The sequence below is a fragment of the Myxococcus sp. MH1 genome (genome assembly GCF_059738865.1).
The window spans coordinates 2,045,782-2,067,701 of the sequence record NZ_AP026947.1; the positions used below are offsets into that span (position 1 = coordinate 2,045,782).

The following is a 21,920-nucleotide window of genomic DNA, read 5'->3' on the forward strand; positions in this document are numbered from 1 at the left end:
CGTCATCGACGTCGAGGCATGCAGCGACATGAGCGCCAATCACGAGCAGGCCAAGCGCTGTCGAGAAATGAAGGGGTCTCATGGCAGCTTCCCCGAAATCGACACTGACGTTCCGTCCAGCCCGACTTGAACGGGCACCTGCGCATCAGGTGCTCCCTGCAGATACATTCCCATGGCGGCTCCCAGCCCCACCAATCCGCCTACAAGCAGTCCCACGGAGACCGTCTGCATCCCGCGCGCGCTTTGGGCCAGGTTTCTGGCGTCAGCCTCAGTGCGGAGCTCCGGAGGCTTGTGCACCAGCTTTGACTTCTTTCCCTCCGCCAATTTCCAGAAGACGCCTGCTGTGACGACGAGTGCGCCTCCCGCCACGGCAGGGATGATTGCTCGCTCTCGCAAGGTTGGGGATGAGGGTGGCACTTCTGACACGGGCGAGGACGAAGACTCAGAGAGTCTCGAGGCCGCTTCGGGGAGCGGCCCTCGTGGCGCTGGCTGCCGTTGGAGCCGCGTCGGCGCATCTGTTTTCAGAGGTCCCCGGTCTTCCCCTCGCAAGGCCAACTCGCCCAGAACCTCCTCGCGCACGGCTTCGAATCGCCGCTTCAACTTAGGGGAGACACTTAACGGGAGTTGGGCGTCGGGGGCTAGAAAGAGGGCTGCTTTGAAGGCAGCATTGGATTCGTCCAGCCTCCCAGCGCTTAGCTCCGCCACGAGGATGCCCTCGTAGAGCGATATCGCCACATCATCCTCGGGCCCCTTGGACACCTTCTTGCCTCGGGCAACCTGCTCCAGTGCTCGCTCGTACGCGAGGTCTTCGATGAGTTGGTGGATGGACACCAGGTAACGCCGCATGTCGGGGGAGACTGCGCCTCGGGCTCCTCCAGGGAGGATGCAGAGCCCGAGGAGGAGGCCCCAGACACAGGCGCGACTCCGCGATAGGACGCTCGACACGATGGATTTGCCCTTGATGTCACTGAAAGAAGACATCATGCCCTCACGCGAATGACGCTTGGATTCGCCTGTCGTTGCGATGTCACGAGAGCGAGGGACTGCTCTCCGGCTGAGGGGGGACCGAGTTGTCGGGGACCGTGATGGGAGGCACCGCTCCAGGGTTGGGAGACTGCGCCTCAGGGAACAAGGTATCGGCGGGCGAGGGCATGAATGGTTGACCGAAGCGCGCTGGAGGGCAATCCTGCATGCCATTCATGCTCGTCGCGGTGAATGGGGCCCCAGGCGCTTCGCCGCTCCCGGCCGTCTGGATGACTTCCTGCGGCGGGGGAGTCAACCCCAGCAGCTTCTCGAGCTCCGCCTTCCGGCTCGTGCCCTCGAAGGCCGAGTCGAGCTCGTTCTTCGTCGGCTTGACCTTATCGATGTCCCTCTGGCTGTAGGGCGGCGTCTTGGACTCCTCGACGGCCAAATCGTTCGCCTTGCGCATAGCCTTCTCGGCGCTCTTCGCAGCGAGGGCTGCCTTCTCCTCCGCGTCCTGGAGTTGCTGGGCCGCCATCCTGGAAGCCTCGGTGGCCTCCTTGAGCTTCTTCTCCGCAGCGGCGAGGGCTTCCTTCGACTTCTTGGCCTCCGCGGGTGTCTGTCCGGGCCTCTCTGCGGCTTTGCGTGCGTCGGTGACAGTCTTCTCCGCCGCGGCCTTCTTTCGTCGCGCGGAATCCGCCTCGCGCTTGGCCTGCGTGAGGTTGTCCCGCGCCGCCTCCGCCGCCTTGCGCTTGGCCTCAGCTGCGAGCCGCGCTGCCTCCGCCTTCTGGCGGGCCTCCTCGGCGCGGCGTTGCGCCTCCGCGGGGTCCACTTTTGCCGCTCCAGAGCGACCGACCGTTGTCACTGAGCCCATGACTATCTCCTCTTGCCGAGAATGCCTCGCGTCAGAAACGAGGCAGATGCGATGCACTTGATTGGAGGTGCGAACACGGAGCGGCTCCGAGGCGCGGTGCGGCCGGCTCGAGTCGATTCGTGTCTGCTCCTGCAATCGAGGAGAAAGAGGGAGGATGCCAGCCGGCGTCCCACAAAAGTCTGGAAGCAGCGTTGACCGGCTGGGGAAGGTGTTGGCTCCGAGCCCGCACCCCGAGAGCGTCAGTCGTAACGATGACGGCGGGATGGCTATGACGCCGCCCGGTTTGTGTGGACTATCGGAGATGCCGGTTCGTGTGAACCCGGTGGACGTGTGGAGATAGAGGCATCAATCCAGCAAGCCGTTGACGCTGATGTCCAGTCGGCTGCCAACCAATCCGACGAGGCTCTCCAGCGCGATCTCATCCTGCTTCAATCGGGGGGCAAGTTCCTTGCGGACGTGCTCAAGCAGCAGTCTGCGAGCATCCGAAACTCGTCGCGCCACCGCAGAGCGCGAGCCGCCATACACCAGGGTCAGCCGATCCATGGTGAATCCATGGACGTGGTGCAAGCGCAGCAGTGCCCGCTCTTGCTCGGGAAGCACCGCCACGGCCTTTCGGAGCGACTCGACGAGGAGCTGGCGTGCGTCTTCGCGCAGCAGCGCGTACTCAGGGTCTCTCGGTGCCAGGAGTCGCGCGAGCTCCTCTGGGGGTTCCGCGACGAGTTGAAGCCGTTCGTCCCGGCCCACCAGCTCCCCTGCGATGCGTGTCGCGATGATTCCCACCCAGGCGAGCAGGGGCCCCCGGCCCCCATAATTCGCAATCCTCGGTGGCGTGTTCCCGCTGGCCACCAGCAGCCGCTCTCGCAGCACCTGCAGCACCTCCTCCCCTGAGTTAGGAGGCAGACGTCCAAGCCGGACGGGGATGTGCCGGAGGATGTGTTGCTCGAAAGCCCGGAGGGCCGAGGGTTCCCCGGTGGCGCAGGCGCATGCGAGGTACATGTCGGCACCGTTGAGGATGCGCACCACGTCCGAGACCTTTCCTGCAGGCATGTGTCGAGCCAGGTGCCTGAAGAAGGACTCAACAGAGAGCGGCAACGTGGGCCATCTGGTCCGAGCTGCCTCGACGTGCTCGTGCAGCAGCACTTCCAGCCTCTCGACGGCGTCCACCTCCGCGTGCTGCTTCCGTGGCAGGTGCTCTCTCAGCAGCGCTGTCAGGGGACTTGACTTCGATTGCGCGCTCATCGCTTCGCCTCACGCCGCTGCCAGGCCAGAATCTTCTGGAGGTCCTTTCGACCTCGGACTCCCACGGACTCCAGCCGCGTCCGCGCCTCCTCAGCCATCGCGAGCGCCCGAGCTCGGTCCAGGGGGGCGCGTGTCTCCAGGAGTGCCCGGGCCAGCAGGAACGCGGTCTTGCCGGCGACCTTCGGGTCCTTGACCTCGCCCCATCGGGTCTGGATACGCCGTGCGTGCTCGAGCAGGGGGATGGCTTCCGCCACGGCGCCTAGCACCAGATATGCCTCCCCGGCACAGCTCAGGGCGCTGGCACCGTCCTCGGACTCCTCTCCGTCGGCAGTCTCTGTGACCTTCCGCGCACGTTCGCAGTATGCAAGCGCCTCCTTTGGCGCATGAGTCGCCAGGGCCAGTTCGGCTAGGGGGAGCAGCACGGGGACCGTCTTCCCTCTCTCCGGGCCGTGCTTCTTCTCCAGCCGGTCCAGGGCGTCCTGCAGGTCGCGCCTGGCCTCTGGGTAACGGCCTGCCTTCAGGTGGACCTGCCCCCGGAAGGTCAGCGGTAGGGCGGCGCGTGTCGTGTCCGGGCCCAGTCCGCGCTGAATGCGCTCAACTGCCTCGGTCGCGAAGACCAGCGCCTCGTCGTCCTGTCCCGCATCACTGGAGATATACGCCTGCTCCGCGAGTGCGTAGACAACCGTGAGGTGGTCGGGGCCGCGGGCTCGCTCGAAGATGGATTGCGCCCGCTTGGCCTGGGACTGCGCCTCATCCAGCCGGCCGTCGATGCGCGAGACCCCAGCCAGGTTCAGCAGCACTGTCCCCATGGGGGGGGTCTCCGGAGTGGAGGCTGCCTCCTGGAGTGCCAGGGCCTTGTGCCAGGCGCTGACGGCCTCGGCGTGCTTTCCCACTTCCAGCGAAGCCGTGGCGACCCGGTTGTAGGAAGTAGCGAGAGCCGGGTTGTCCGGACCGAGCACGCGCTCTCGCAGCTTCAACGCCTCACGGTGGGCCTTGAGCGAGTCCTCGTAGCGGCCCTGGTCGAAGCGGATGCGTCCCACTTGGTGGAGGAGGTTGGGCGTACGGAGGCTGTCCGGGCCATTCCTCCTGCGCGAGAACTCCAGGCCCTCGAGTGCCTCCTGCTCCGCCTCGGCGAGATGGCCCTGCATCTCTCTGAGCGAGGCTATGCGCGTGTGCAGCTCCGTCGTGATGTCCGGGAAGCGCTCTCGCCCCAGTCGTTCGACAGCGGCCCGCGCGTGTCGGACGAGCTTCTCCGCTTCATCGAGGCGGGACTGCTCCTCGCCCGCAACATGGATGAGCTCCAGCCAGGTCCTCGCCACTGTCTCTTCGTCGCCCGAGGCCTCGGCCGCCCATAGGGCCTTATACAAGAAGGCCTCCGCCTCCTTGGTCTTGTTGAGGCCCCCGAGGAATGTGCCGTGGGACAGAAACATCTCTGCCTCCAGAGGCTTGTAGCCGAGTCCCTTCAGCTCTTCGAGGAGGGCGGACGTCATCGCGAGGCCCTCCTTGAACCGGTGTGACACGAGGTGGGTGTGGGCCAGCGCCAGCTTGTGCCGTGCCGCATCCACCTGGGCGCGAAGGTCGTCGGGGGGCTGGGGGCGGCTGGAGAGCCCCGGCGTGTCCCGGCATCCGACAAGGCCCTCAAGAGATAACGTCAATTGACGTGCGTTCTGCACTGTCTGCGCGTCGGCCTTCTCCAGCACCTCCGTGACAGCGGCGATTTGCCAGAGCCGTGCATCAAGGCATGCGGCGATCTGCCTGCCCTGGTCCGCGGTGTCGCCTGTCGCGGCCCGACAGGCGTCCGTGCGAAGCACCCGCCACTGAGCCGTGTGAGCATCCAGCACCGCCGCGAACTGCTCCCAGGCCTGGGCGGCAGAGGCCACGCCTGTTGAAAGGAAGGCCGCGCGGACCCGCTCTCTGCGCGCGGGCCCCCAAGCCACCGCCACCTTCTCCGCTTCCTGGGCACAGCTGGTCTCACGCCGCTGCGCCGTTGTCCCGTAGGCGGCGAGGATTCCCATCATTCCGGCCAGGCCCGTTGTGACGAGAAGCTGCACGAGTCTGCGGTGCGGCGGTGGGGAGAGGGCCGCCAGCAGGGACTGCATGGTTGGGAAGCGCTCCTCGGGCTTGGCGCTGAGCCCTCGGCGTAGCGCGCGTCGAACCCGGGGCGGGACCTTCCCGTCACGCTTCGAAGGGCTCATTCGCCCTTGCTGCGCGGACTGGACCAATTCCTTCAGCGTCTCACCCTGGAAGGGACGCGTGCCAAAGAGGGCCTCATGGAGTGCCACGCAGAAGCTGAACTCATCCGAGCGCGCGTCGGCGCGCATGCCCTGAAGGAGTTCCGGAGCGAGATAGGCAGGAGTACCCAGGACCTGGCCTGTTCGAGTGAGTGACTCCATGACGGAGGTTGGGGGTGAGACGTGTTCCCGTGTGGTTGATGGTTCATCCTCCCGGTGGAGGATGCGGGCGATACCGAAGTCCGTGACGAAGACCCTTCCATCCTTCCCTATGAGAGCGTTGGCTGGCTTGAAGTCGCGGTGCACCAGCCCGGCGGCGTGGGCGGCTGCCAGACCCTTGCCCGCGTCGACGAACACCCGGAGCACGTCCTTCCACGGACGTGGTTGCTTCATCCACTCCGCGAGGGTGGTGCCCTCCACCAGCTCGATCGCCAGGAAGACGCCGTCACCGTAGGTTCCCACGTCATACAAGGTGACGATGTTGGGGTGGGAGAGCCGGGCGAGCGCCTGGGCCTCGCGCAGCAGCCGCTGCTGGAGTTCTTCGCGGTGGCATCCCTCAGGGCGCAACACTTTGAGGGCTACCCGTCGGCCCAGCTCAGGGTCATCCGCAGCGTACACCACGCCCATTGCCCCGGAGCCAAGGCTCTCACGCACGATGTAGCGGGAAACGTGAGTGCCAGCCACCAATGCCTGGACGGGTGCCTCGCAAAGTGTGGTCGAATTGTTGGGGTGTGCTTGGGCTTCAGCTCCCGCCGCGAGGGCCCATTGGCAGTCCGGACAGCTCTCCACATGTGCCAGGACGTTGGCGCGCTGCTCCGCGGAGAGCAATCCCGCGAGAAAATCAGTCAGCGTCGTCTCCTGGGGACATGGCTGGGTGGATGCGGGCTCAGCGACACGTTGGAATTCGCCAGACTTGGCTGATGTCGGTTTTCGTTCACCCACGATGTCCCCCCTCAGGAAATCTTGGGATGAAGATTAGGTGATCCCCTCTTCCTTCTCGAGCGCATGGGTAGGCGTGCGTTGAGTCGTACACGGAAGGAGGAGGCTTTGTCTCGGAAGACTATTCTCTAGGTGACACGCTCGGTGCTCCGTGCGTCTGAAAGGGCCTTCCGCCGCATGCCACTGAAAGTCGTCGTGTGCGGAAGGGATAGCCAAGAGCAGGGCTCAAGGCTCTTTCATTGGGGATGATTAGCCCTCGGTTGTTTGTGTGTCTGATGTGATTTGTTGACCTTTTTGAATGAGGGGGATTTTCAATGGGTACTGTCGCACCAGCGAGTGGTTCCGGCGTCGCAAAAGAAGCCCCTGCCGAGAAGAAGCGCAATGAAGAGGTGGTCCCATCGAAGGCGGAGGTGGCGCAGCTCGCCGCCGAGGCAAATCGTAAAGCAGTGACGAAGGCCAGGGGCGCTTTGGCGCAGGCCAAGCGTGACGCAAAATCTGCCCAGCAACAGGAGGACGCTGCAAAGAAGGTTGCCGTGGATGCGCGCAAGACTGCGCAAAGTCCTGGGCAAATCCCTGCGGGGGCAAAGAAGTCCAGAGAGGACTCCAATACCGCAGAGAAGAACCTCAAGAAGGCCTCCGAGCGGTCAACGATTGCGGACAAGAAACTTCAGGCTGCCGAGGAAACGGTAGCCCTCACCGCGAAGAGCGCCGAGGAGGCCATGCGCAAAGCGAACGCGTTGGCCACTGCGGAGACCAAGCCATCGCCCTACAGCCAGAAGGACATCGACAAGGTCAAGCCGACGAACAACGAGCTCAGCTCGGCCTTTGAGGGTACGAGTCGAAAAGCAGAACTGGAGAAGCTGCTGGGCTTCGCTCCCCCGCCGCCGCGGGATGTCGCGCGGAAGCCCGAGAAGGGCGAGTTGCCTCCGCCGCAGCTCGACGCGGTGGATGCCAAGGACGCGAAGGTCGCCTCCCAGGTAGACGAAGGGCAGACGTACACCGACCCGTCCTCCGGCACCCGGTACCAGGTGAGAAAGAACGCCACCACGGGCGAGACGCTGTTGTCCGACGCCGCGAGCGGTAGCAGCGTCACCATCAAGCCGGACGGCAGCTACACGTCCACGGTGACGTCGAAGGAGTCGACGAAGTCAGGCGGCACGCGCGAGACGACATGGACCAGGTCCTCGGATGCGAAGGGGCAGGCCACGGGGCTGGAGTCGCGCAAGAGCCAGACGGAGCAGCAGGCGAAAACCGGGTCCACCACGACGACGTCCACGATGACGTACGACACCACGCGCGCTCCGCCGAGGCCGCTGTCGCGCACGGAAGAGGCGAGAATGGAGAGGCCCCCGGCTGCCCTCGCGAGTCAGAAGGGAATGCCGCAAGGGCCGACGACGGTGACGACGGAGACGCAGCTCAACGCGCAGGGGTTGCCGACGAAGCAGGTGAAGACGACGCAGGTGCAGACGCCGGGCTTCCGGGCGGGAGATGTGAATGCCTTCGAGTCGGGGCAGGCCGCCGCTCTCCGGAATGCTTCCAAGGGGGAGGACCACCACCGGACGAACAACGCCCCATCGGCCCTCAAGCCGGGTGAGTCGAGCCTCACGATAACGGAGGAGATCCGCTTCAACGCCCAGGGTGAGCCCGCAGTCTCCACGAAGAAGACGGAGTCCGTGGCCACGCAGGCGCTGCCGACGGACAAGAATGGCAACGGCGTGCAGGTGGTGCGCAGTCAGCAAGAGGTGACGCGCGGGCCCCGGGACGCCGCATCCACCGACGCATTGCCGGCGCTGACCCCGAAGACTCCCGGCGCCATCACTGAGCGGACCACGGTGACAGGGTATGACCCGGACGGCAGCGGCTTCGGCGAGAGGCACGCCAGTCGCTCGCGGACGGTGTCCCAGGCTTCCGGCACCGTGGACGCTCTCGGCCAGAAGCAGTTGAAGCATCAGCCCCGGGAGGTCCAGAGCCTCCAAGAAGCCAGCGACAACCGGTGGCGGTATGACCACGTTGCGCTCGACGTGGGCGCGGACGGCAAGGTGGTGGAGGGGACAGAGCCCCGGCAGCTCGACAAGGAGCGCCAGCTTCCCTGGTACGAGGATGCGAAGGAGTTCGCTGGCGACGAGCTGAAGGCCCTGGCGGACACAGCTGGTGAGGCCGTGGACGGCGCCTTCGACGTCGTGACGGCGCCGCTGGAAGACGCGCTGACGAACGAGGTCAAGAAGCTCAACAGTGCCGGGGACTCGGTGTCGCTGAGTGGGAACCTGGACGTCAAGGTGGGGCTGAAGGGGGGAATCAGTGGAGAGGCAGCCATCGAACGGACGGAGGATGGCAAGTACCAGCTGTCGGCGGAGGTGACGGCGGACGTGGGCGTGGGTGTGTTGGGCTCGGCGTCGGTGGGGGCCGGGGGCCGTATGGAGTGGAAGCTCGACACGCCCGAGGAGGCAGCAAAGGCGGCCCTCATCCTGGCCAAGGGGCCCTCGGCGATGATTCCGGGGAGCGAGGACGCGAAGTTCCTCAAGGACCACTTGTCCGCGGTGGAGGTGAACGTCAATGGCGAGGTGGAGGGAGGCGTCAACTTCAAGGTTGGTTCGGGAAATGTCGACCTGTCCGCGAGCTTGGGGGCGGCGAGTGGGATGCGGGTGGAGTTCGACAAGGGCAAACCGACGCACCTGGTGAAGACGGTGGAGTTCGAGGGCTCGGGCGCAGCGGGTGTAGCCACGGGGCTCAAGGGCAAGGCGGACCTCAATGTGGGCGGAGAGGTCAGCGGCTCGGTGAGCATCGAAACGAAGACTCCACTGGATGCGAGCAAGCTGGATGGCACGGACGTGTTGTCGTTCCTGACGGGCGCTAAGAGCGACGCGCTCGCGGGGCCGTCGGAGACGAGCATCACCGTGGAAGGCTCCGTGGATAAAGGCAACGAGGGCCATTACTTCACGGCAGAGGTGGCTGGGCTGTCCGACAAGGACGTGCAGTCCGTGACGGACAAGTTGAAGGCTGGCAAGTTCGAGAACGCCTTCGACGACCTGGCGAAGGATGCGAAGATCACTCAGGGGACCTACAAGGACCGCGAAGCCGGATTGGGGGCGAAGCTGGTGGTCGTGGACTTCGAGCTCAACGCGCGGCACCGCGACGTGACGGCGGAGGGTGGCGGTGGCGGGAGTGGAAGCACCTCCGTCAGTCTGGGCAGCGGGAAGCGGCATGGGGGAAGCGACGGGCCGTCGGGAAGTAATGGCTCGACAGGCGGGCCCAACCGCTCGACGGGCAATGAAGCGACGGGCGGAACGGGGCCGTCCTCGAAGACGTCTGAAAACACCTTGGCGGGAAGAAATAGGCCGCCCGGCTCGACAGATGGGGCGGAGCTGTCCGCTCCGTCGCCTGGAGATATGACAACGAACCGGGAGCCGCCCACCCAGTACCGGGTGAATCCGGCGACAGGGCAGTTCATGCCGATGCCGCGCCAGGACGAGGGAGCCGCACGTGCTGGGCAGCCCGAGACGCCGAGCACCCTGGGGCCCAGCGCCGAGAGTCGTCCTACGCCTTCGAAGGAGCAGGGGGGGATGCGTCCTGCATCCGGACCTCGTCCTGTGCCGGTCGTGAGGAACCCTGACCTGCCGGGCAACACCATCAATGTGGGGCCAGTGCCAGACTGGCCGGGAGTGGGCGCGGCGGTGAACATTCAACAGCAACCTACGCCACCCACGAGGATTTCTATTTCTGAAAAAGAGGAAAGGAAGTTCGAAGAGGCCATCGCCCGACCGCGCAACTCCAAAACGGAATCGAAGAACGCATACGAAGCTTTGATGGGAAAAATTCACTTAGACTACGCCAAGCGCACCTATGACCCGAGGCTTCGAACTCAGGCCGAACTCAACCGTGACAGCAAGCCAAAATACTACATCCAGAGGGATCCGGCCACGAACGAGAAGCGCCCCATTGAGTCGCAGCGGTATGCCACGGCGCGCTCAAAGCTGGCCATGGAAGAATTGAATAGGCGGCGCGCAATCCGCGAGCAACAGTTGGACGAGGAGTACCCGAATGGCCCTATGATCGACGTGGCCGAGAACGAGCTGATGCATGGTGCTGACCACGACGCGCACACTATATCCAAGCACGGCGCCAACGTGCCCTACTTCGCCGCGCAAGCGCCTCCGGGAGCCCGCAGCCTCGAGAGCCGTGTCACCACCGGTGCCGGCTGGCCTGACAATCGGACCGAAACCAAGTCGTTCCAGTGGGAGAGCGATGCGGTGATGGAATCGACCATCAGGACGTACGTCAGGGATAATTGGACTCATATAAAGGCTGCGCTAGCCGAGACCGGGTTTTTTGACAAGCTAGACATCTCCGCCCCTGTCGGGACGAAGGTGGGCAGGGGTTTTACGGTAAGAACTGATGAGATAGGCAATAAGGTGGCCATCCCACAGACCGCGACACACTACAACATCCGATTGCGCCTGATCGACGGCATTCCGCCGCAGGTGGTGTTGTTGACCTCTTTCCCGGGCGTCCCATAGCTATGACTACCGACCCCAAGACAGCCGCCATCGTCGAACAGTTCCGGGCCCAGATGGAGGCCCTCCAGAAGGCACCCGCTCTTGAAAAGGCGCGTACCTTCCTGAAGGCTTACTGCGCCCCCAACTCGGAGCTGGCTGAAGTGGAGGAGCAGATCCAGCATGCGCTCGGGTTCAACAGTATCCCGTTGTGGACGGGCCTCGAAGGGCTGGAGGCAATCCTCGCCGACAAGACACTTCCCGCCGCGACGTTGGTGGTGCTGATGCGAGAGGACGCGAGGCGCCAGGATCTTCCGGCCACGGCCGATGCGGCCCGAGAGTATCTCGGGAATGTATTGGGCTTGCTGCGCAAATACCTGCCTGCGGAGCCTGAATCCGAGGGAGTGTTCAGCTTCGGTATCAACGACGTGTACAATATGCGCAATCCCGCCGGGAAGTTGGAGCGGCTACGCTGCGTCGATGTGGTGGGTGTTGGGGCGGAGAGCTTCGCCGTGCTCGTGCCAGAGCATGCTAGCGAGGACCAGGGCCCCTTCACGGTCTACCGCTACCGTGCGGTGTTCCAGCAGCCGCTGAGCTATGAGCGCGTGACGGACCCTGGCCTCGTCGTCCAGGTGCTCAATGCGTCCCGGGGCTGAAACAGGCCTCTGCCGCGCATTGTAAGTTGGTGTCTGGTAGAGCCCTGCTCTGGTGTCCGTGTTGGAACATGTGCGCTACCCCACGAGGATTCCGGACCTCCCTCCTTCGCGTATGCGTCAGCTATCGAGTCGTAGGGCGTTGTGCGAGCAGACACGGACGCAACGTTGATGGCGCTGGTCAGCGCCATTCTGACGGTGGTGGTCGAGGCGACCTTGAAGCCCGCGTCAGGGAATGCGCAAGTGCCGCGGCCCGGGAGCATGTCGACGAGGTGGTAGGCCTCGCCGATGCCGGGCCGCGTCCGGACGACGAAGCCGCGCCTTTCGAGGACTCGTCGGAGCTTGAGGTTGGGGCGAGCGCACCGTACCGCGTGGACAACCCACTCGATGCGGCCAACGCTCCTTGCCTGGGCGAACCGGCGCACCAGCCTCCAGAAGGCGGGGAGGATGCCCTCCCCACCGCTGTCGATGTGCGCCAGCTCCACGAAGAGGGTGTCGGGCTGAAGCCTGAAGCAGCCGAGCAGCTCCGTGGTACCGATACGGATGACGAGGGGCTCACCCGTCAGCACGAGGGCGGCCAGCTCCTTCTCGGCCAGGCGGAGCACCTCGTCAGACGTGTAGCCCTCGATGAGAATGGGCCGGGCGCCTCCAGTCATGTCCCCCTCGCGCCGCCAAGCCCTCGCGGACCATCTCGTCCACGAGCGAGGCGGCCTTCGCCTCGTCCGTGTCACCCTGCACGCGCAGCGCGACAGACTCGAAGCGCTGGGCATTCGCCACCACCCAGTCGACGTATTCGCTCAAGGACAGGCGCTCCACGCCGAATGCGATGTCCTGCATTGCCCGCACGATTTGGACAGGCGTCCCCTGGAGGACCCGCCCGTCGCGCATCTCGATTACCATGGTTTCCTCTCCTTTATGTGTCGACGCCAGCAACCGGACTCGATGATGAGGCGGTCAGCCAGCCGCTCCTTGGGGAACAGGTATGCCTCGACGCAGCCGGCACCGTCGAGGGCAATGGGCGTGCGCTCGTAGAAGCGAGGGTGGCCCTCGAGCCTGTCGAGTGCCGCCAGCATGAGCGCGTCGACTTCGTACACTTCGCCCTTGATGGAGTGTTTGCCGCCGGAGGCGAGAGCGGGGAAGGGCCCGTAGTCGTGAAGAGTGAAGCGCGGACGCGTCCGCCCGGGGCCGATGAGGCGTGCGCCGCGCAGGAGGCGGTGGTTGGGCTCGCCGGACAGCAGCGTTCCGTAGACGAAGACGCGTGTCGATGTCGAAGCGCGCGTCACGCCACACCTTCCAGGGCGCCAGCGAGCGCGGCGCGGTTGAAGCCCAGGCGCCCATAGGCGTGCCAGAGGATGCGGAAGTAGCGGCCAGCGGGTGGCCAGGGTTCGAAGCCAGTCTCGGGCTGGAGGTACACCAGCGCGCGGCGGCGCAGGCCAACTCTGTCCTGCACCAGCCGAATGGCGCGCCGGTACGCGAAGGGGTGTCCCTCGAAGATGTCGAGGGCCCGCAGGTCCTCGGGAGTGAGGCGGTACAGCAGCCCCTCGACATGGGCGCCACGCACCCGCTGGAGGCTGGCGACGGCCCCGCCCCAGCGGCGGCTGTGCCCGCCAAACACCAGGGTGTGGCCGGGAAGGGTGGCCCGGGCCTCGACGGTGGCGCCAGGGCAGCGCGCGCGCATTTGGGCCCTGTCGAGGTTGGAGCCGTAGGCGAAGTAGAGCATGGGATTCCTCCTGTTGAGGGCGGGCGCGGGGCCCGCCGTTGTTGTGACTGGCCAGGACCCCGAAGGGCCCGGCGTTGAGGCTGCTTCACGCGGCCATGGCTTCGGTGGGCGCGCCCCCCTGCGTGCCCCCAGCGCCGCCCTGCGCGCCCTCGCTGCCGGGCGAGCCGTCCTCGCCCCCGCCCGAGCCGCGCCTGTCGCGGCGCTGGCCCTTCCAGGCGGCGCTGCCTTCCAGGCGCTTCAGGAGGTGGAGGCGGGCCGTCTTGAATTCCTCTCCGATGAGGCCCAGGTGGAGGAGGAACACCCGGAAGTCATACTTGGCGGTGGCGGGGTTGAAGTCGCGGCGCTTGCTGGAGGCGGCCTTCGAGGCCAGGGCCCGGGCGGCCAGGGCCAACACCAGTTGGACGTAGGACTTCACCTCCCCGGCGTGCAGCGAGCCGTTGAAGTAGCGAAATTCAATCGTGCCCCGGAAGAAGAGGCTGTTGAGGTTGAGGCCGTGGTAGCGGCTGGCGTCGTAGCGCGCTGGCGTCGGGTTGCGGCGCCCGTACCAAGCCTCGTTCACCTCTTGCATCGTGCGTGGGCGCCGGGCCTCCAGCCGCTGGAGGAAGGCTCCGTCGATGGGCTTGCAGAAGCGGTTCAGCCGCGCGGCGCTCACTCCGAGGGCCGTCTCCAGGAGGCGCTCTTGTTTGTGCACCATCTTCACGAGGTTGGTGACGCCCTTGGCGTCGAAGCGGCTGCCGTCGACGTGGATGTGGATGCCGCAGGAGGCGTCGGCGCGCGCGCCGGCTTCGCGCACCGCGCGCACGACCAACTGCAGGGCGTCCAGGTCCTGGTAGGTGAGGATGGGGGAGACGATTTCGCCGCTGTATTCACCCCCGCTCAGTGAGCCGTCCGGCACCACCTTCCAGGAGCGGCCCTGGGTGTCCGTCACCTGCCAGCCCCCGTAGTCGCCGGAAACGTACCCACCCACCGCGCTCTGAATCGCGTGGGCCAGCTTCTGGCGGCTGGCGCCAACCGTCTCAATCTCAACTCCAAACCGGAGCGTCTTCATGGGGTTTGCCTCTCGCATTTGCGCGGGGCTGTGGCGCCCGTCGCGAAACACATACACGCTCTGGTGTGTGAATGAAGCAAGTCCAGTTCGATGGCTGGGGTGGGGATTTCTGGTGTCTGGAATAGTCGCGAGAAATCGCGGAGTTTCACGCCGGCCGTTGGTGACGGGGGCGACCCGGCGTTTCGGGGCTCGGGGCGGTAGGTGGATTTCCAGTGTGTGTGATTGCCGCGGGCAAGGCGGGAGGGTGGCTTGGCGGCATGTGCCGACGCGGGAGCCCCCACCCCGTCCGCAGGTTCAGCCGAAGGAGCCTGCCACCGGTGCCGGGCTGCTGGCGGGCGCGCGGGTGCTGCGGCGCGGATTCCCCCGGCCCTTGCGTTCAGCCCAGCAGGATGTTGAGGAGCGCCATGCCCCGCAGGGCCTCGGCCTCGTCGCCTTCGGCCAGCTCCAGGTAGATGCGGCCATGGTTCGGCCCCACGCAGCAGTCGCTCTGGATGAGCCACCGCTCGTTGGGAGGGGTATTCAGCTCCAGGCTGGCGGCGAAGGTGTGGATCAGCGCGCTCGTCTGCCGGTGGGTGGCGCCGGGCTGTAGGATGATGTCCAGTTGAGGCTGGGCCGTGCCGTACCGACTCTTGCCGAGGGTCAGCGTCAATACGGTATTGCTGAAATCAACAACCTTGACCGGGACGATGAAAGTAGGGATGGCCGTGGCACTCATGGTCGATATTCCTGCGGAGTCGCGCGGTGCTTTGTTGCCCGTCGCGAAAGGCATACACGCTCTGGGCGGCGGGCGTATCAAGTCCTCTTTGGTACTTTGGTGGGGATGTGCTGCCCGGGACTGCGGGCTGTGAGAACGGGTGGGGGCGGGCTGGGTTGCGAGTGGCTCCGTGCGCGGCGCGTGCGCTCGGAGTGCCAAGTTTGGGCTGGGGCGGCGGCTCTGGCTTCCGCCCCCACGTCCATGTCAGCGGAGAGCCCTGTGCAGGACTTGCAGCCCGCGCTCTGCCTCGTCACGAGTCGGACGAGGGCCACCCTCGCCGAGTAAGAGCAGGTGGACGCGGCCTGTGAGCCCGTTGTCGAGCACCTCCGACTCGACGAGCCAGTGCTCCTGCGTCGGGGTGCGCAGCTCCACCTGTGCGGCGAGGAGGAGGAGGGCCGCGTTGCGCTGTCGCGACGAGGTGCCCTGCGGGAAGGCGACTTCGACTTCGGGCTGTAACTCGCAGCCGCTGCTGTGAAGGGCCAGCTTCACCTCTACACGTGCCCCCGCGAGCGCCTTGCGAAGCGCCACCGACACGAGGGCGTCGGTGGCTTGTTCCTTTGTCGCCATGCTGGGCCTTACTCCTCAGCCTTCGGGGCGAAGTGCGCGGCGGCCTCGGTGGCGCCCATGACCGTGAGTTCGCGGTGCACCGCGCGCATGAAGAAGCGCGTCCGGCTCGGCAGGCTCGCGTCGCGCCAGGCCTTGTCCAGGGCCTTGAGGGCCTCGTCCCTCAATGGTCAGGTGAAAACCGGCCAAAGAGGGTCCCGTCAAAACCGGCCAAAGAGAGAGGGCCGAGACAGGGGGACTCCTACCCTGCGGACTCGGCGGACCGCAACTCCATGGCCCCCTTGGTGCGCCAGCTTCGAGGGCCGAATTGGACGACGTGGGCATGGTGCAGGAGCCGGTCGAGCATGGCGGCCACGGCGGCGTTGTCGCCCAGGAGCTTCCCCCAATCCTCCACGGGCCGGTTGGAGGTGATGAGGGTGGAGGCCTTCTCGTAGCGGCGCATGATGAGCTCGAGCAGGTCCTCTGCGGCGGTGGCGGGCAGCTTGCGCATGCCGAGGTCATCGATGACGAGCAGCGGCGCGCTGGTGAGCGCATCGAGCTTCTGGCGGCGGGTGCCCTCGAGACTGGACTCGGCCAGCTCCTCGAGCAGGTGGTGGGCTTCGCGGTAGAGGACGCGGTGGCCCTGGGATTGGATGACGGCGCGGCCGATGGCCTGGGCGATGTGACTCTTGCCGGTGCCCGGAGGGCCGAGGAAGAGCGCGTCCTCGCGCCGCTCCACGAAGCCGCCGGTGGCCAGCTCGAAGACGAGGCGGCGATTCATCTTCTTGTTGAAGTCGAAGTCGAAGCCGTCGAGCGTCTTGCCCGCGTCGCGGAAGGCGCCCTGCTTCAGGCGGCGTTGGATGAAGCTGTCGCTTCGACGTGTCAGCTCGTCGTTGACGAGCGCGGAGAGGAAGTCGAGCGGAGCGAGCTTCTCGGCCTGGGCCTGGAGCAGGCGCGCCTCGACGGCCTGGGCCATGCCGGACAGGCGCAAGGTGGTGAGGGCACGGGTGATTTCGACGAGATTCATGTCTCGGTGTCTCCTGGGTGAGGGGTGGGCTGGGTAAGGCGGGCGATGACGTCGCGGTAGTGGGTGAGCTCGCGGATGAGCGGGTCCACCTGGCGCAGGGTGGCGGGAGTGGGAGTGCGTCTTTCGAGGTAGCGGCGCACGAAGCGGTAGGTGGGGACGCCCACCTCGAGTGCCACCTCGCAGGCGTCGTCCAGGGCGGCGGTGCCGTACTTCCTGGCCAGGGACAGCACGCCGAGGATTCGCCGGGTGCCCGTCTCGCCTTCCCGGTGGTGCACCTCGGTGCAGAGCGTGGCGACGCTGCGTCCGGCCCGTGCGGCGCGCTCGAGCAACTGCAACGTGGTGCGCGGCGCGTGCGAGGGCCTGTCCTCCTCGCGCGTGCGGTGGTGGCCGCGAGGTGTCCGGGTGTGCTCGCGCAGCAGCAGCCCCGAGGAGGGCAGCAGCAGGCGCACGTGGAGGCTGTCCCACTGCACGTGCAGCTTGCGGCCGATGTGGCCCGGGGGCACCGAGTAGTACGCGCCCTCCACCTCGACGTGCCCGTCCAGGTGCACCACGCGCTCGCCGAAGGCGTAGTACCGGAAGGGCTCCACCGGCAGGGGCAGCAGCTTCGGGCACTCCTCGCTGAACATGGCCGCCACCTGGCGCTTGGTGGTGCCGTGGATGCGGGTGTCCGCCCACCGCGTCTCCCACGCGTCGAGGTAGGCCTGCGCGCCCTGCAGGGACTCGAAGCGCAGGCCTTTGAGCGGCGTGCGCTGCGCGTGCCCCACCGCCGACTCCACCTTGCCCTTCCTGTCCGGGTGGCGGACCCGGGCCGGCAGGGCCGTGGCGCCGTAGTGGGCCAGCACGTCCCGGAAGAGGGGATTGAGGGCCGGCTCGTACACGTCCGCCGCCAGCACGCCCTCTCGCAGGTTGTCCAGCACCACCGTGCGCGCCACACCTCCCAGCCGGCGGAACGCCTCCTCGTGCAACTGCGCCCACGTCCGGCTGGAAGACTTCCAGCACAAAAGCCTCACCGACTTGCGGCTGTAGCCCAGCGTCATGACGAACATGCGCGTGCGCCGGTACTTCCCCGTCTCCGGGTGGCGCACCATGGGCCCCTCCCCGTAGTCCACCTGCGCTTCCTCTCCGGGCGCCGTGTGGATGACGGCCTTGGCCTCCGGGCCCTGGCTGTCCCTCAGCGTGCGCACGAAGCGACGCACGCTGATGTAGCTGCCCGTGTAGCCGTGCGTGTCGACGAGCTCCTCGTAGACGGCGCGCGCGTTGCGGCCCACCTCCAGTCGCTGCTGCACCAGGTCCACGTACGGGGCGACGATGCTCGCCCTCAGGTGTCGGACTGCGGCGCGGCTGCGCGGTGCGGCGTCGGTGGTCCCCTCATTGGCCGGTTTTGCTCCCGCGGAGGGCTCCTCGCTCGCGGGACGCACCTCGGTGGTCCCCTCATTGGCCGGTTTTGTCTTGCCCCACCGGCGCGGCGGACGCACTCCTACTCCCGCCGCCTTCAGGTAGCCGCTGGCCGTCTCACGGCGGACCCCCGTCGCCTCCTCGATTCGTCTCAGACTCCAGCCCAACCGACCCAGGGCGATGACCTGCTGCTGCTTCTCGTCGCTCAAGACGTTGCCCATCCCCCAGGCGGACTCCACGTCCTACCCGGGCGTCAACGTCTCGGCCCTCCCCTTTGGCCGCTTTTCAGGGGACCTTCATTGGCCGGTTTTGGGTGACCACTGAGGTCGTCGTCGAAGGAGAGGGGGATGACGCGCTTGCCGTCCTCGCGCACCTTCACCTCGCGCTCGGGGCGCGGGCCCACGTTGACTCGCCCGGCCTCCGCCTCCCGAATCTTCCACTTGAGGTAGGAAATGTCGCTGCTACCCGTCGGGCGCCCCACGACTTCGCGGTACTTCGCCTGCAACTCCTCCAGCGACATGCCGGCGAAACGCCCGCGTCGAGGGGCAGGCTGCGTGCCTGCGGCTGGCGTGGCGGCCGGTGCGGCGGGCGCCGGAGGCGCGCTGGGGGCGGCGGCCTGCGCCCGGCGGGAGGGGCTGCGCTGCTTCTTCGCGGCGAGGGACTCCTCGATGCGGCGGATGAGGTACTTCTTGTTGGGGCTGCGCGTCTCCTCGCCCACGACTTCGCGGAAGCGGGCGCGCAGCTCCGTCAGGTTCATGGACTCCAGCTTCTTCGTCTTCGGGGCGGTGGTGCGGGGCATGGTGATGTTTTCCTTTCCGGGCCGTGGGTACACGTCTGTCGTTCACGAGGGCGGCCCGGCGGCCCTCATGCGCTGGTGCCCCGCTGGGCGGGGCGTGGGTGGTGAGAGGAGGCGCTACTTGCTGCGGGTGTTGCCGGCGGCGCTCAGGCCGGCCTGATAGGCGGCTTCGAGAGCCTCCTTCAGGCGCCACACCGCCACGTCGTGAAAGTCGAGGCTGCCGCTATTGCGTGTCTTCAGGGTTTCGATGTTGAGCGTTTCGCTTGCGATGCGCTCGAGGGTTGCTTCGGGCGCCCGGGCAGGCTTCGCGGTGGCTGCGGTGCGTGGCTTGCGGGGTGTCATTGTTTCATCCCTTGGTGCGCCGTTGGGTGGCGCGCATGAGGCATACACGCTCTGTTGCGCGCGTATGACAAGTCATTGTGCGCTGGGGTTGCGCAGGTGCGCGAAGCACTCCAAATCGATGGCGCGCGGGTCGACATGCACGAAGGAGGTCGTGCCGTCCGGGCGAATGGAGGCCGCGTCGATGCGGTCCTCGGCCGTGACGCCCCCGAGGCGCGCCAGCTTCTCGTCCGTGTCCGCGTAGTAGTCGTCGGCGTCCGGGTCGGCGTCAGGGCGGGTGCCGCCGTGTAACACCGCGAAGATGCGGACCTTCTGCCCCTGGAGGCCGGGGATTTCGTTGCCGAGGTAGGTGGTGTCAGTGCCGATAACCATGCGTGTCTCCCTGGCGCGCAGTGAGCAGCGCGCGAAGACATACACGCTCTGTCTTCGAGACATGGCAAGTCGAGAAGGGAGAGACTTGGAGCTGCCTCGAGGTGTGACGGGCGTGGAGTGTCCTCTGGTTCGCTGGCAGTGTATGCCTATTGGCTGGACTCCCCCGAGACGCGGGGCTGCTCGTCGGACGGCACCTCGATGCGCAGGCCCTGCGGAAACCAGCGCTCGCGAGCATCCTGAGACAGCGGGCGCACCACCACCTTGCTGGTGCTGCCCCCCTTGGGCTTGAGCACGGTGTGCAGGCGCCCGCGTTGGACGAGCTCTGCGTGGAGGTGGCCGACGAGGAGCTGGTGCAGGTGCCCAAAGCTGCCTGGCGCCGGGTGCTCTGGCTCGCTCTCCGGCGCGCGGATGAGGAACTCGGTGGAGCGGCAGGCGGGACAGGGCGGGAACTGGACGAGGCCATCGTCCGCGTCCTCGCGACGCGCGACGCCGACCTCCAGGCTGTCGAGGGAGATGCGATTGCCGCTGCCGCACCGGGCGCAGCGTTGAAGCACGTCGTCGACGGTGACTTCGTGAATGGCCATGGGGGCATCCTCACGCGACAGCGGTGTACGCGCCGAACCAGTACGTCGAGGCGAGGCCTGGGAGGGTTTGGTGGCTGTAGAAGGCGAAGCCGTCTCTGTCCGGCACCATGACGGTGGGATTGCCAACGAAGCTTCCGGCGAAGGCGTACGGGCTGAGGGTGATGGAGGAGGGCACGGTGGGAAAGCGGCTGCGGAACGTCACCGAGCCGCCGCCGGACAGGCTGTCGTGCGCGGCTGTGTCGCTGTTGCTGTACTGGAGGCCGAGCCGGCCCACCTCGCGCACGCTGCCCGCCAACTCGAAGGAGGTGTTGTTGGTGGTGCTGCTCAGCGGGAGTCGCAGCGTGCGCGTCCAGGAGGCGAAGGTGGCGGTGAGGCTGGCGTCATGGAGGAACTCGGCCTCGTTGCGCGAGAGGCGGAAGCCGGCGGCAGCCGCGCCGGTGGTGTCCCGGGCCCAAGCGCTCCCATTCCAGGCGGCGTTGAGGGTGAAGCAGACCGAGTCACCGTCCGCGTAGAGGCGCAGCCGCGCGGCTGCGCCGCCCGCGCCCTGGGCGTCGAGGAGAAGGACGCGGCCGGCGCCGAGGACGGGCTGGACGATGGCTTTGTGCTGGCCCGCCGCCGCCTCGTTGCCGCGGAAGTGCCCGCCGCTGAAGGCCGCGAGGACTTCCGAGAGGGCCGCTTCGACGGTGCCTGCCGTCAGCAGGTCGCCTGCGTCCGCGACGGAGACAGCGGAGGCAGCGTGGGCCCCTGCTCCCTGGGTGACGTGCCCGTTGAGGAAGCCCAGCAGCGCGGCCACCTGCTGCCGCAGGCTGCTGGCGGCAAGGGCATGGGGCGTCCCGGCCAGCGCGTCTCCTCCGACACGAGAGGCACCGGGGCTTCCGGCCGTCGTCTCTCCGAGGCGGGTGACGACTTCCTGGAGCTGGGCCTGCACGCTGGTGCTGCTGACGTAGCCGTGGGGCGTGGCGGCAATGGCGCTGGCGTGGTGGGCCCCGGTTGTCGCGCCCTGGTGGGCATTCACGAAGCTCAGCAGCGAGGAGAGCTGCGCGTCCACGGTGCCCGCCGGCAGGAGGTTGGGCGTGCCGGGCACCGCGTCCGCGCCCACGCGGGAGGCGCCCGGTGTGCCAGCGGTGGCCGAGGAGAGCTTGTCGACGACTTCGTCCACGGCCTCCTGCACGGTGGTGGAGGTGAGGAAGCCGTGGGGCGCGTAGTCCACAGCACTCGCCTCGTGCCTCCGGGCGGCGCCGGAGAAGTGGCCGACCAGTTCGGCATCCACCTCGTCCAGTGTCGCCTGCACGGTGTCCGCGCTGGGGCTCAGCACGTCCCAGGTGCCGCTCTCCACGGCCACGGAGGTGCCCCGGGCGAAGATGAAGGCCTGGCGGCGGGAGGTGTCCAAGTCCGCGGCGAGAAGCTGCGTCTGCCCCGGGCGGCGCCGGACGTCACACAGCAGCAGTTCGTCGGGCTGGAGGGCGGGCTTGGGCGCCTGGCCCACGGGCCCCTCGGGCGCCTGACGCACGATGAGTTCGAAGGACTCGTCGCGGCGGAAGTACACCTGCTGGGAGTTGCCGTCCGTGCGCGGCTCGGACAGCAGGCGGGTGAAGCGCAGGAAGATGCCCACCCACCGCTCGCTGCCCGAGGTGGAGACGTCCGTGGGGATGCCCGAGACGTCCACCGCGCAGTCCACCGTCTGCCCGGTGCCGAAGAAGATGCGCTGGCCGAGGTTGTCGTAGGCGCGGCCCGGGGCCGTCAAGTCGACGGAGAGGTTGGGCACGGGGGAGTGCGGCGCGGGGACGGCCCCGGAGATGACGCCGTGGACGCCCAAGTCCGAGGCGAGGTTTCTGTCCGCCAGCTCCAACTGCGCGAAGGCCAAGTCCAGCTCGGCCTCGCTGACACGTTGCCTGAAGAAAAAATCCAGCCGGTTGCTCATGCCTGCGCCCTCCAGTGGAGTGCAAAGGCACGGCA

At 66.9% G+C, this 21,920-nt stretch carries 20 protein-coding genes and 1 pseudogene; 2 read left to right on the top strand and 19 right to left on the bottom strand.

What is annotated here, in order from left to right; translation table 11 throughout:
- Window positions 1-78: 78 nt before the first annotated feature.
- From AC6JA9_RS08390 to AC6JA9_RS08405, 4 genes are all read right to left on the bottom strand, one after another.
- Window positions 79-846: a hypothetical protein gene (locus AC6JA9_RS08390; RefSeq protein WP_223785719.1), complete on the bottom strand. Its 768-nt coding sequence runs from the start codon at window positions 844-846 to the stop codon at window positions 79-81.
- A gap of 181 nt (window positions 847-1,027) precedes the next feature.
- On the bottom strand, window positions 1,028-1,792 hold the full coding sequence (locus tag AC6JA9_RS08395) for a hypothetical protein (RefSeq protein WP_497959383.1): 765 nt from the start codon (window positions 1,790-1,792) through the stop codon (window positions 1,028-1,030).
- A 387-nt stretch (window positions 1,793-2,179) separates the two neighbouring features.
- Window positions 2,180-3,073 carry an RNA polymerase subunit sigma-70 gene (locus AC6JA9_RS08400; RefSeq protein ID WP_497959384.1) on the bottom strand — a complete coding sequence of 298 codons (894 nt, stop codon included), beginning with the start codon at window positions 3,071-3,073 and terminating at the stop codon, window positions 2,180-2,182.
- Window positions 3,070-6,153, bottom strand: a complete 3,084-nt coding sequence (locus tag AC6JA9_RS08405) for a protein kinase domain-containing protein (RefSeq protein ID WP_497960650.1) — start codon at window positions 6,151-6,153, stop codon at window positions 3,070-3,072. Before AC6JA9_RS08405 ends, AC6JA9_RS08400 begins: the two co-directional genes overlap by 4 nt.
- A gap of 404 nt (window positions 6,154-6,557) precedes the next feature.
- On the opposite strand from AC6JA9_RS08405, the gene AC6JA9_RS08410 reads away from it, so the two are divergent.
- The gene (locus tag AC6JA9_RS08410) at window positions 6,558-10,757 is read left to right on the top strand and encodes a hypothetical protein (protein ID WP_497959385.1); all 4,200 of its coding nucleotides are present in this window, start codon (window positions 6,558-6,560) and stop codon (window positions 10,755-10,757) included.
- A gap of 2 nt (window positions 10,758-10,759) precedes the next feature.
- Window positions 10,760-11,389: a hypothetical protein gene (locus AC6JA9_RS08415; protein WP_497959387.1), complete on the top strand. Its 630-nt coding sequence runs from the start codon at window positions 10,760-10,762 to the stop codon at window positions 11,387-11,389.
- Here the strand turns inward: AC6JA9_RS08415 and AC6JA9_RS08420 are convergent.
- The 15 genes and pseudogenes from AC6JA9_RS08420 to AC6JA9_RS08490 all read right to left on the bottom strand — a co-directional run bounded on the left by AC6JA9_RS08420 (window position 11,329) and on the right by AC6JA9_RS08490 (window position 21,828).
- Window positions 11,329-12,042, bottom strand: coding sequence for a hypothetical protein (locus tag AC6JA9_RS08420; RefSeq protein ID WP_497959389.1), 714 nt, complete (start codon window positions 12,040-12,042; stop codon window positions 11,329-11,331). The genes AC6JA9_RS08415 and AC6JA9_RS08420 overlap by 61 nt on opposite strands.
- A complete protein-coding gene (locus tag AC6JA9_RS08425) occupies window positions 11,996-12,286 on the bottom strand; it encodes a hypothetical protein (protein WP_497959390.1) in 291 nt (96 codons plus the stop codon). Before AC6JA9_RS08425 ends, AC6JA9_RS08420 begins: the two co-directional genes overlap by 47 nt.
- Window positions 12,280-12,669, bottom strand: a complete 390-nt coding sequence (locus tag AC6JA9_RS08430; protein ID WP_497959391.1) for a gamma-glutamylcyclotransferase family protein — start codon at window positions 12,667-12,669, stop codon at window positions 12,280-12,282. The genes AC6JA9_RS08425 and AC6JA9_RS08430 overlap by 7 nt, the downstream gene beginning before the upstream one ends.
- A complete protein-coding gene (locus tag AC6JA9_RS08435) occupies window positions 12,666-13,106 on the bottom strand; it encodes a gamma-glutamylcyclotransferase family protein (RefSeq protein WP_497959393.1) in 441 nt (146 codons plus the stop codon). The genes AC6JA9_RS08430 and AC6JA9_RS08435 overlap by 4 nt, the downstream gene beginning before the upstream one ends.
- 85 nt (window positions 13,107-13,191) lie before the next feature.
- Entirely contained in the window at window positions 13,192-14,154 is a 963-nt protein-coding gene (locus AC6JA9_RS08440) for an amidoligase family protein (protein ID WP_497959394.1), read from the bottom strand.
- A gap of 376 nt (window positions 14,155-14,530) precedes the next feature.
- Complete coding sequence (locus AC6JA9_RS08445; protein ID WP_497959395.1) at window positions 14,531-14,869, bottom strand: hypothetical protein; 339 nt, start codon at window positions 14,867-14,869, stop codon at window positions 14,531-14,533.
- A 243-nt stretch (window positions 14,870-15,112) separates the two neighbouring features.
- Window positions 15,113-15,475 (bottom strand): hypothetical protein, encoded by a 363-nt coding sequence (locus AC6JA9_RS08450; RefSeq protein WP_497959397.1) that lies wholly within the window; start codon window positions 15,473-15,475, stop codon window positions 15,113-15,115.
- A gap of 8 nt (window positions 15,476-15,483) precedes the next feature.
- Window positions 15,484-15,630 (bottom strand): annotated as a pseudogene (locus tag AC6JA9_RS08455) (DUF2924 domain-containing protein); the annotation flags it as partial.
- 83 nt (window positions 15,631-15,713) lie between these two features.
- The gene (gene istB / locus AC6JA9_RS08460; protein ID WP_223786106.1) at window positions 15,714-16,478 is read right to left on the bottom strand and encodes an IS21-like element helper ATPase IstB; all 765 of its coding nucleotides are present in this window, start codon (window positions 16,476-16,478) and stop codon (window positions 15,714-15,716) included.
- Entirely contained in the window at window positions 16,475-18,094 is a 1,620-nt protein-coding gene (istA, locus tag AC6JA9_RS08465; RefSeq protein ID WP_408890297.1) for an IS21 family transposase, read from the bottom strand. Before istA ends, istB begins: the two co-directional genes overlap by 4 nt.
- 32 nt (window positions 18,095-18,126) lie before the next feature.
- Window positions 18,127-18,672: a DUF2924 domain-containing protein gene (locus AC6JA9_RS08470; RefSeq protein ID WP_497959398.1), complete on the bottom strand. Its 546-nt coding sequence runs from the start codon at window positions 18,670-18,672 to the stop codon at window positions 18,127-18,129.
- A 114-nt stretch (window positions 18,673-18,786) separates the two neighbouring features.
- Window positions 18,787-19,011, bottom strand: a complete 225-nt coding sequence (locus AC6JA9_RS08475; RefSeq protein ID WP_497959399.1) for a DUF6900 domain-containing protein — start codon at window positions 19,009-19,011, stop codon at window positions 18,787-18,789.
- 72 nt (window positions 19,012-19,083) lie between these two features.
- Entirely contained in the window at window positions 19,084-19,380 is a 297-nt protein-coding gene (locus tag AC6JA9_RS08480) for a hypothetical protein (RefSeq protein ID WP_497959401.1), read from the bottom strand.
- Between the two features lie 146 nt (window positions 19,381-19,526).
- The gene (locus tag AC6JA9_RS08485; RefSeq protein WP_497959402.1) at window positions 19,527-19,964 is read right to left on the bottom strand and encodes a hypothetical protein; all 438 of its coding nucleotides are present in this window, start codon (window positions 19,962-19,964) and stop codon (window positions 19,527-19,529) included.
- 10 nt (window positions 19,965-19,974) lie between these two features.
- Entirely contained in the window at window positions 19,975-21,828 is a 1,854-nt protein-coding gene (locus tag AC6JA9_RS08490; protein ID WP_497959404.1) for a hypothetical protein, read from the bottom strand.
- Window positions 21,829-21,920: the final 92 nt, after the last annotated feature.

Coding starts and splice junctions, on each gene's coding strand:
- AC6JA9_RS08390 (WP_223785719.1), bottom strand. CDS start 846: ATGCGGCGTTACCTGGTGTCCATCCACCAACTCATCGAAGACCTCGCG.
- AC6JA9_RS08400 (WP_497959384.1), bottom strand. CDS start 3,073: ATGAGCGCGCAATCGAAGTCAAGTCCCCTGACAGCGCTGCTGAGAGAG.
- AC6JA9_RS08410 (WP_497959385.1), top strand. CDS start 6,558: ATGGGTACTGTCGCACCAGCGAGTGGTTCCGGCGTCGCAAAAGAAGCC.
- AC6JA9_RS08415 (WP_497959387.1), top strand. CDS start 10,760: ATGACTACCGACCCCAAGACAGCCGCCATCGTCGAACAGTTCCGGGCC.
- AC6JA9_RS08420 (WP_497959389.1), bottom strand. CDS start 12,042: ATGACTGGAGGCGCCCGGCCCATTCTCATCGAGGGCTACACGTCTGAC.
- AC6JA9_RS08425 (WP_497959390.1), bottom strand. CDS start 12,286: ATGGTAATCGAGATGCGCGACGGGCGGGTCCTCCAGGGGACGCCTGTC.
- AC6JA9_RS08435 (WP_497959393.1), bottom strand. CDS start 13,106: ATGCTCTACTTCGCCTACGGCTCCAACCTCGACAGGGCCCAAATGCGC.
- AC6JA9_RS08440 (WP_497959394.1), bottom strand. CDS start 14,154: ATGAAGACGCTCCGGTTTGGAGTTGAGATTGAGACGGTTGGCGCCAGC.
- AC6JA9_RS08445 (WP_497959395.1), bottom strand. CDS start 14,869: ATGAGTGCCACGGCCATCCCTACTTTCATCGTCCCGGTCAAGGTTGTT.
- AC6JA9_RS08450 (WP_497959397.1), bottom strand. CDS start 15,475: ATGGCGACAAAGGAACAAGCCACCGACGCCCTCGTGTCGGTGGCGCTT.
- istB (WP_223786106.1), bottom strand. CDS start 16,478: ATGAATCTCGTCGAAATCACCCGTGCCCTCACCACCTTGCGCCTGTCC.
- istA (WP_408890297.1), bottom strand. CDS start 18,094: ATGGGCAACGTCTTGAGCGACGAGAAGCAGCAGCAGGTCATCGCCCTG.
- AC6JA9_RS08470 (WP_497959398.1), bottom strand. CDS start 18,672: ATGCCCCGCACCACCGCCCCGAAGACGAAGAAGCTGGAGTCCATGAAC.
- AC6JA9_RS08475 (WP_497959399.1), bottom strand. CDS start 19,011: ATGACACCCCGCAAGCCACGCACCGCAGCCACCGCGAAGCCTGCCCGG.
- AC6JA9_RS08480 (WP_497959401.1), bottom strand. CDS start 19,380: ATGGTTATCGGCACTGACACCACCTACCTCGGCAACGAAATCCCCGGC.
- AC6JA9_RS08485 (WP_497959402.1), bottom strand. CDS start 19,964: ATGGCCATTCACGAAGTCACCGTCGACGACGTGCTTCAACGCTGCGCC.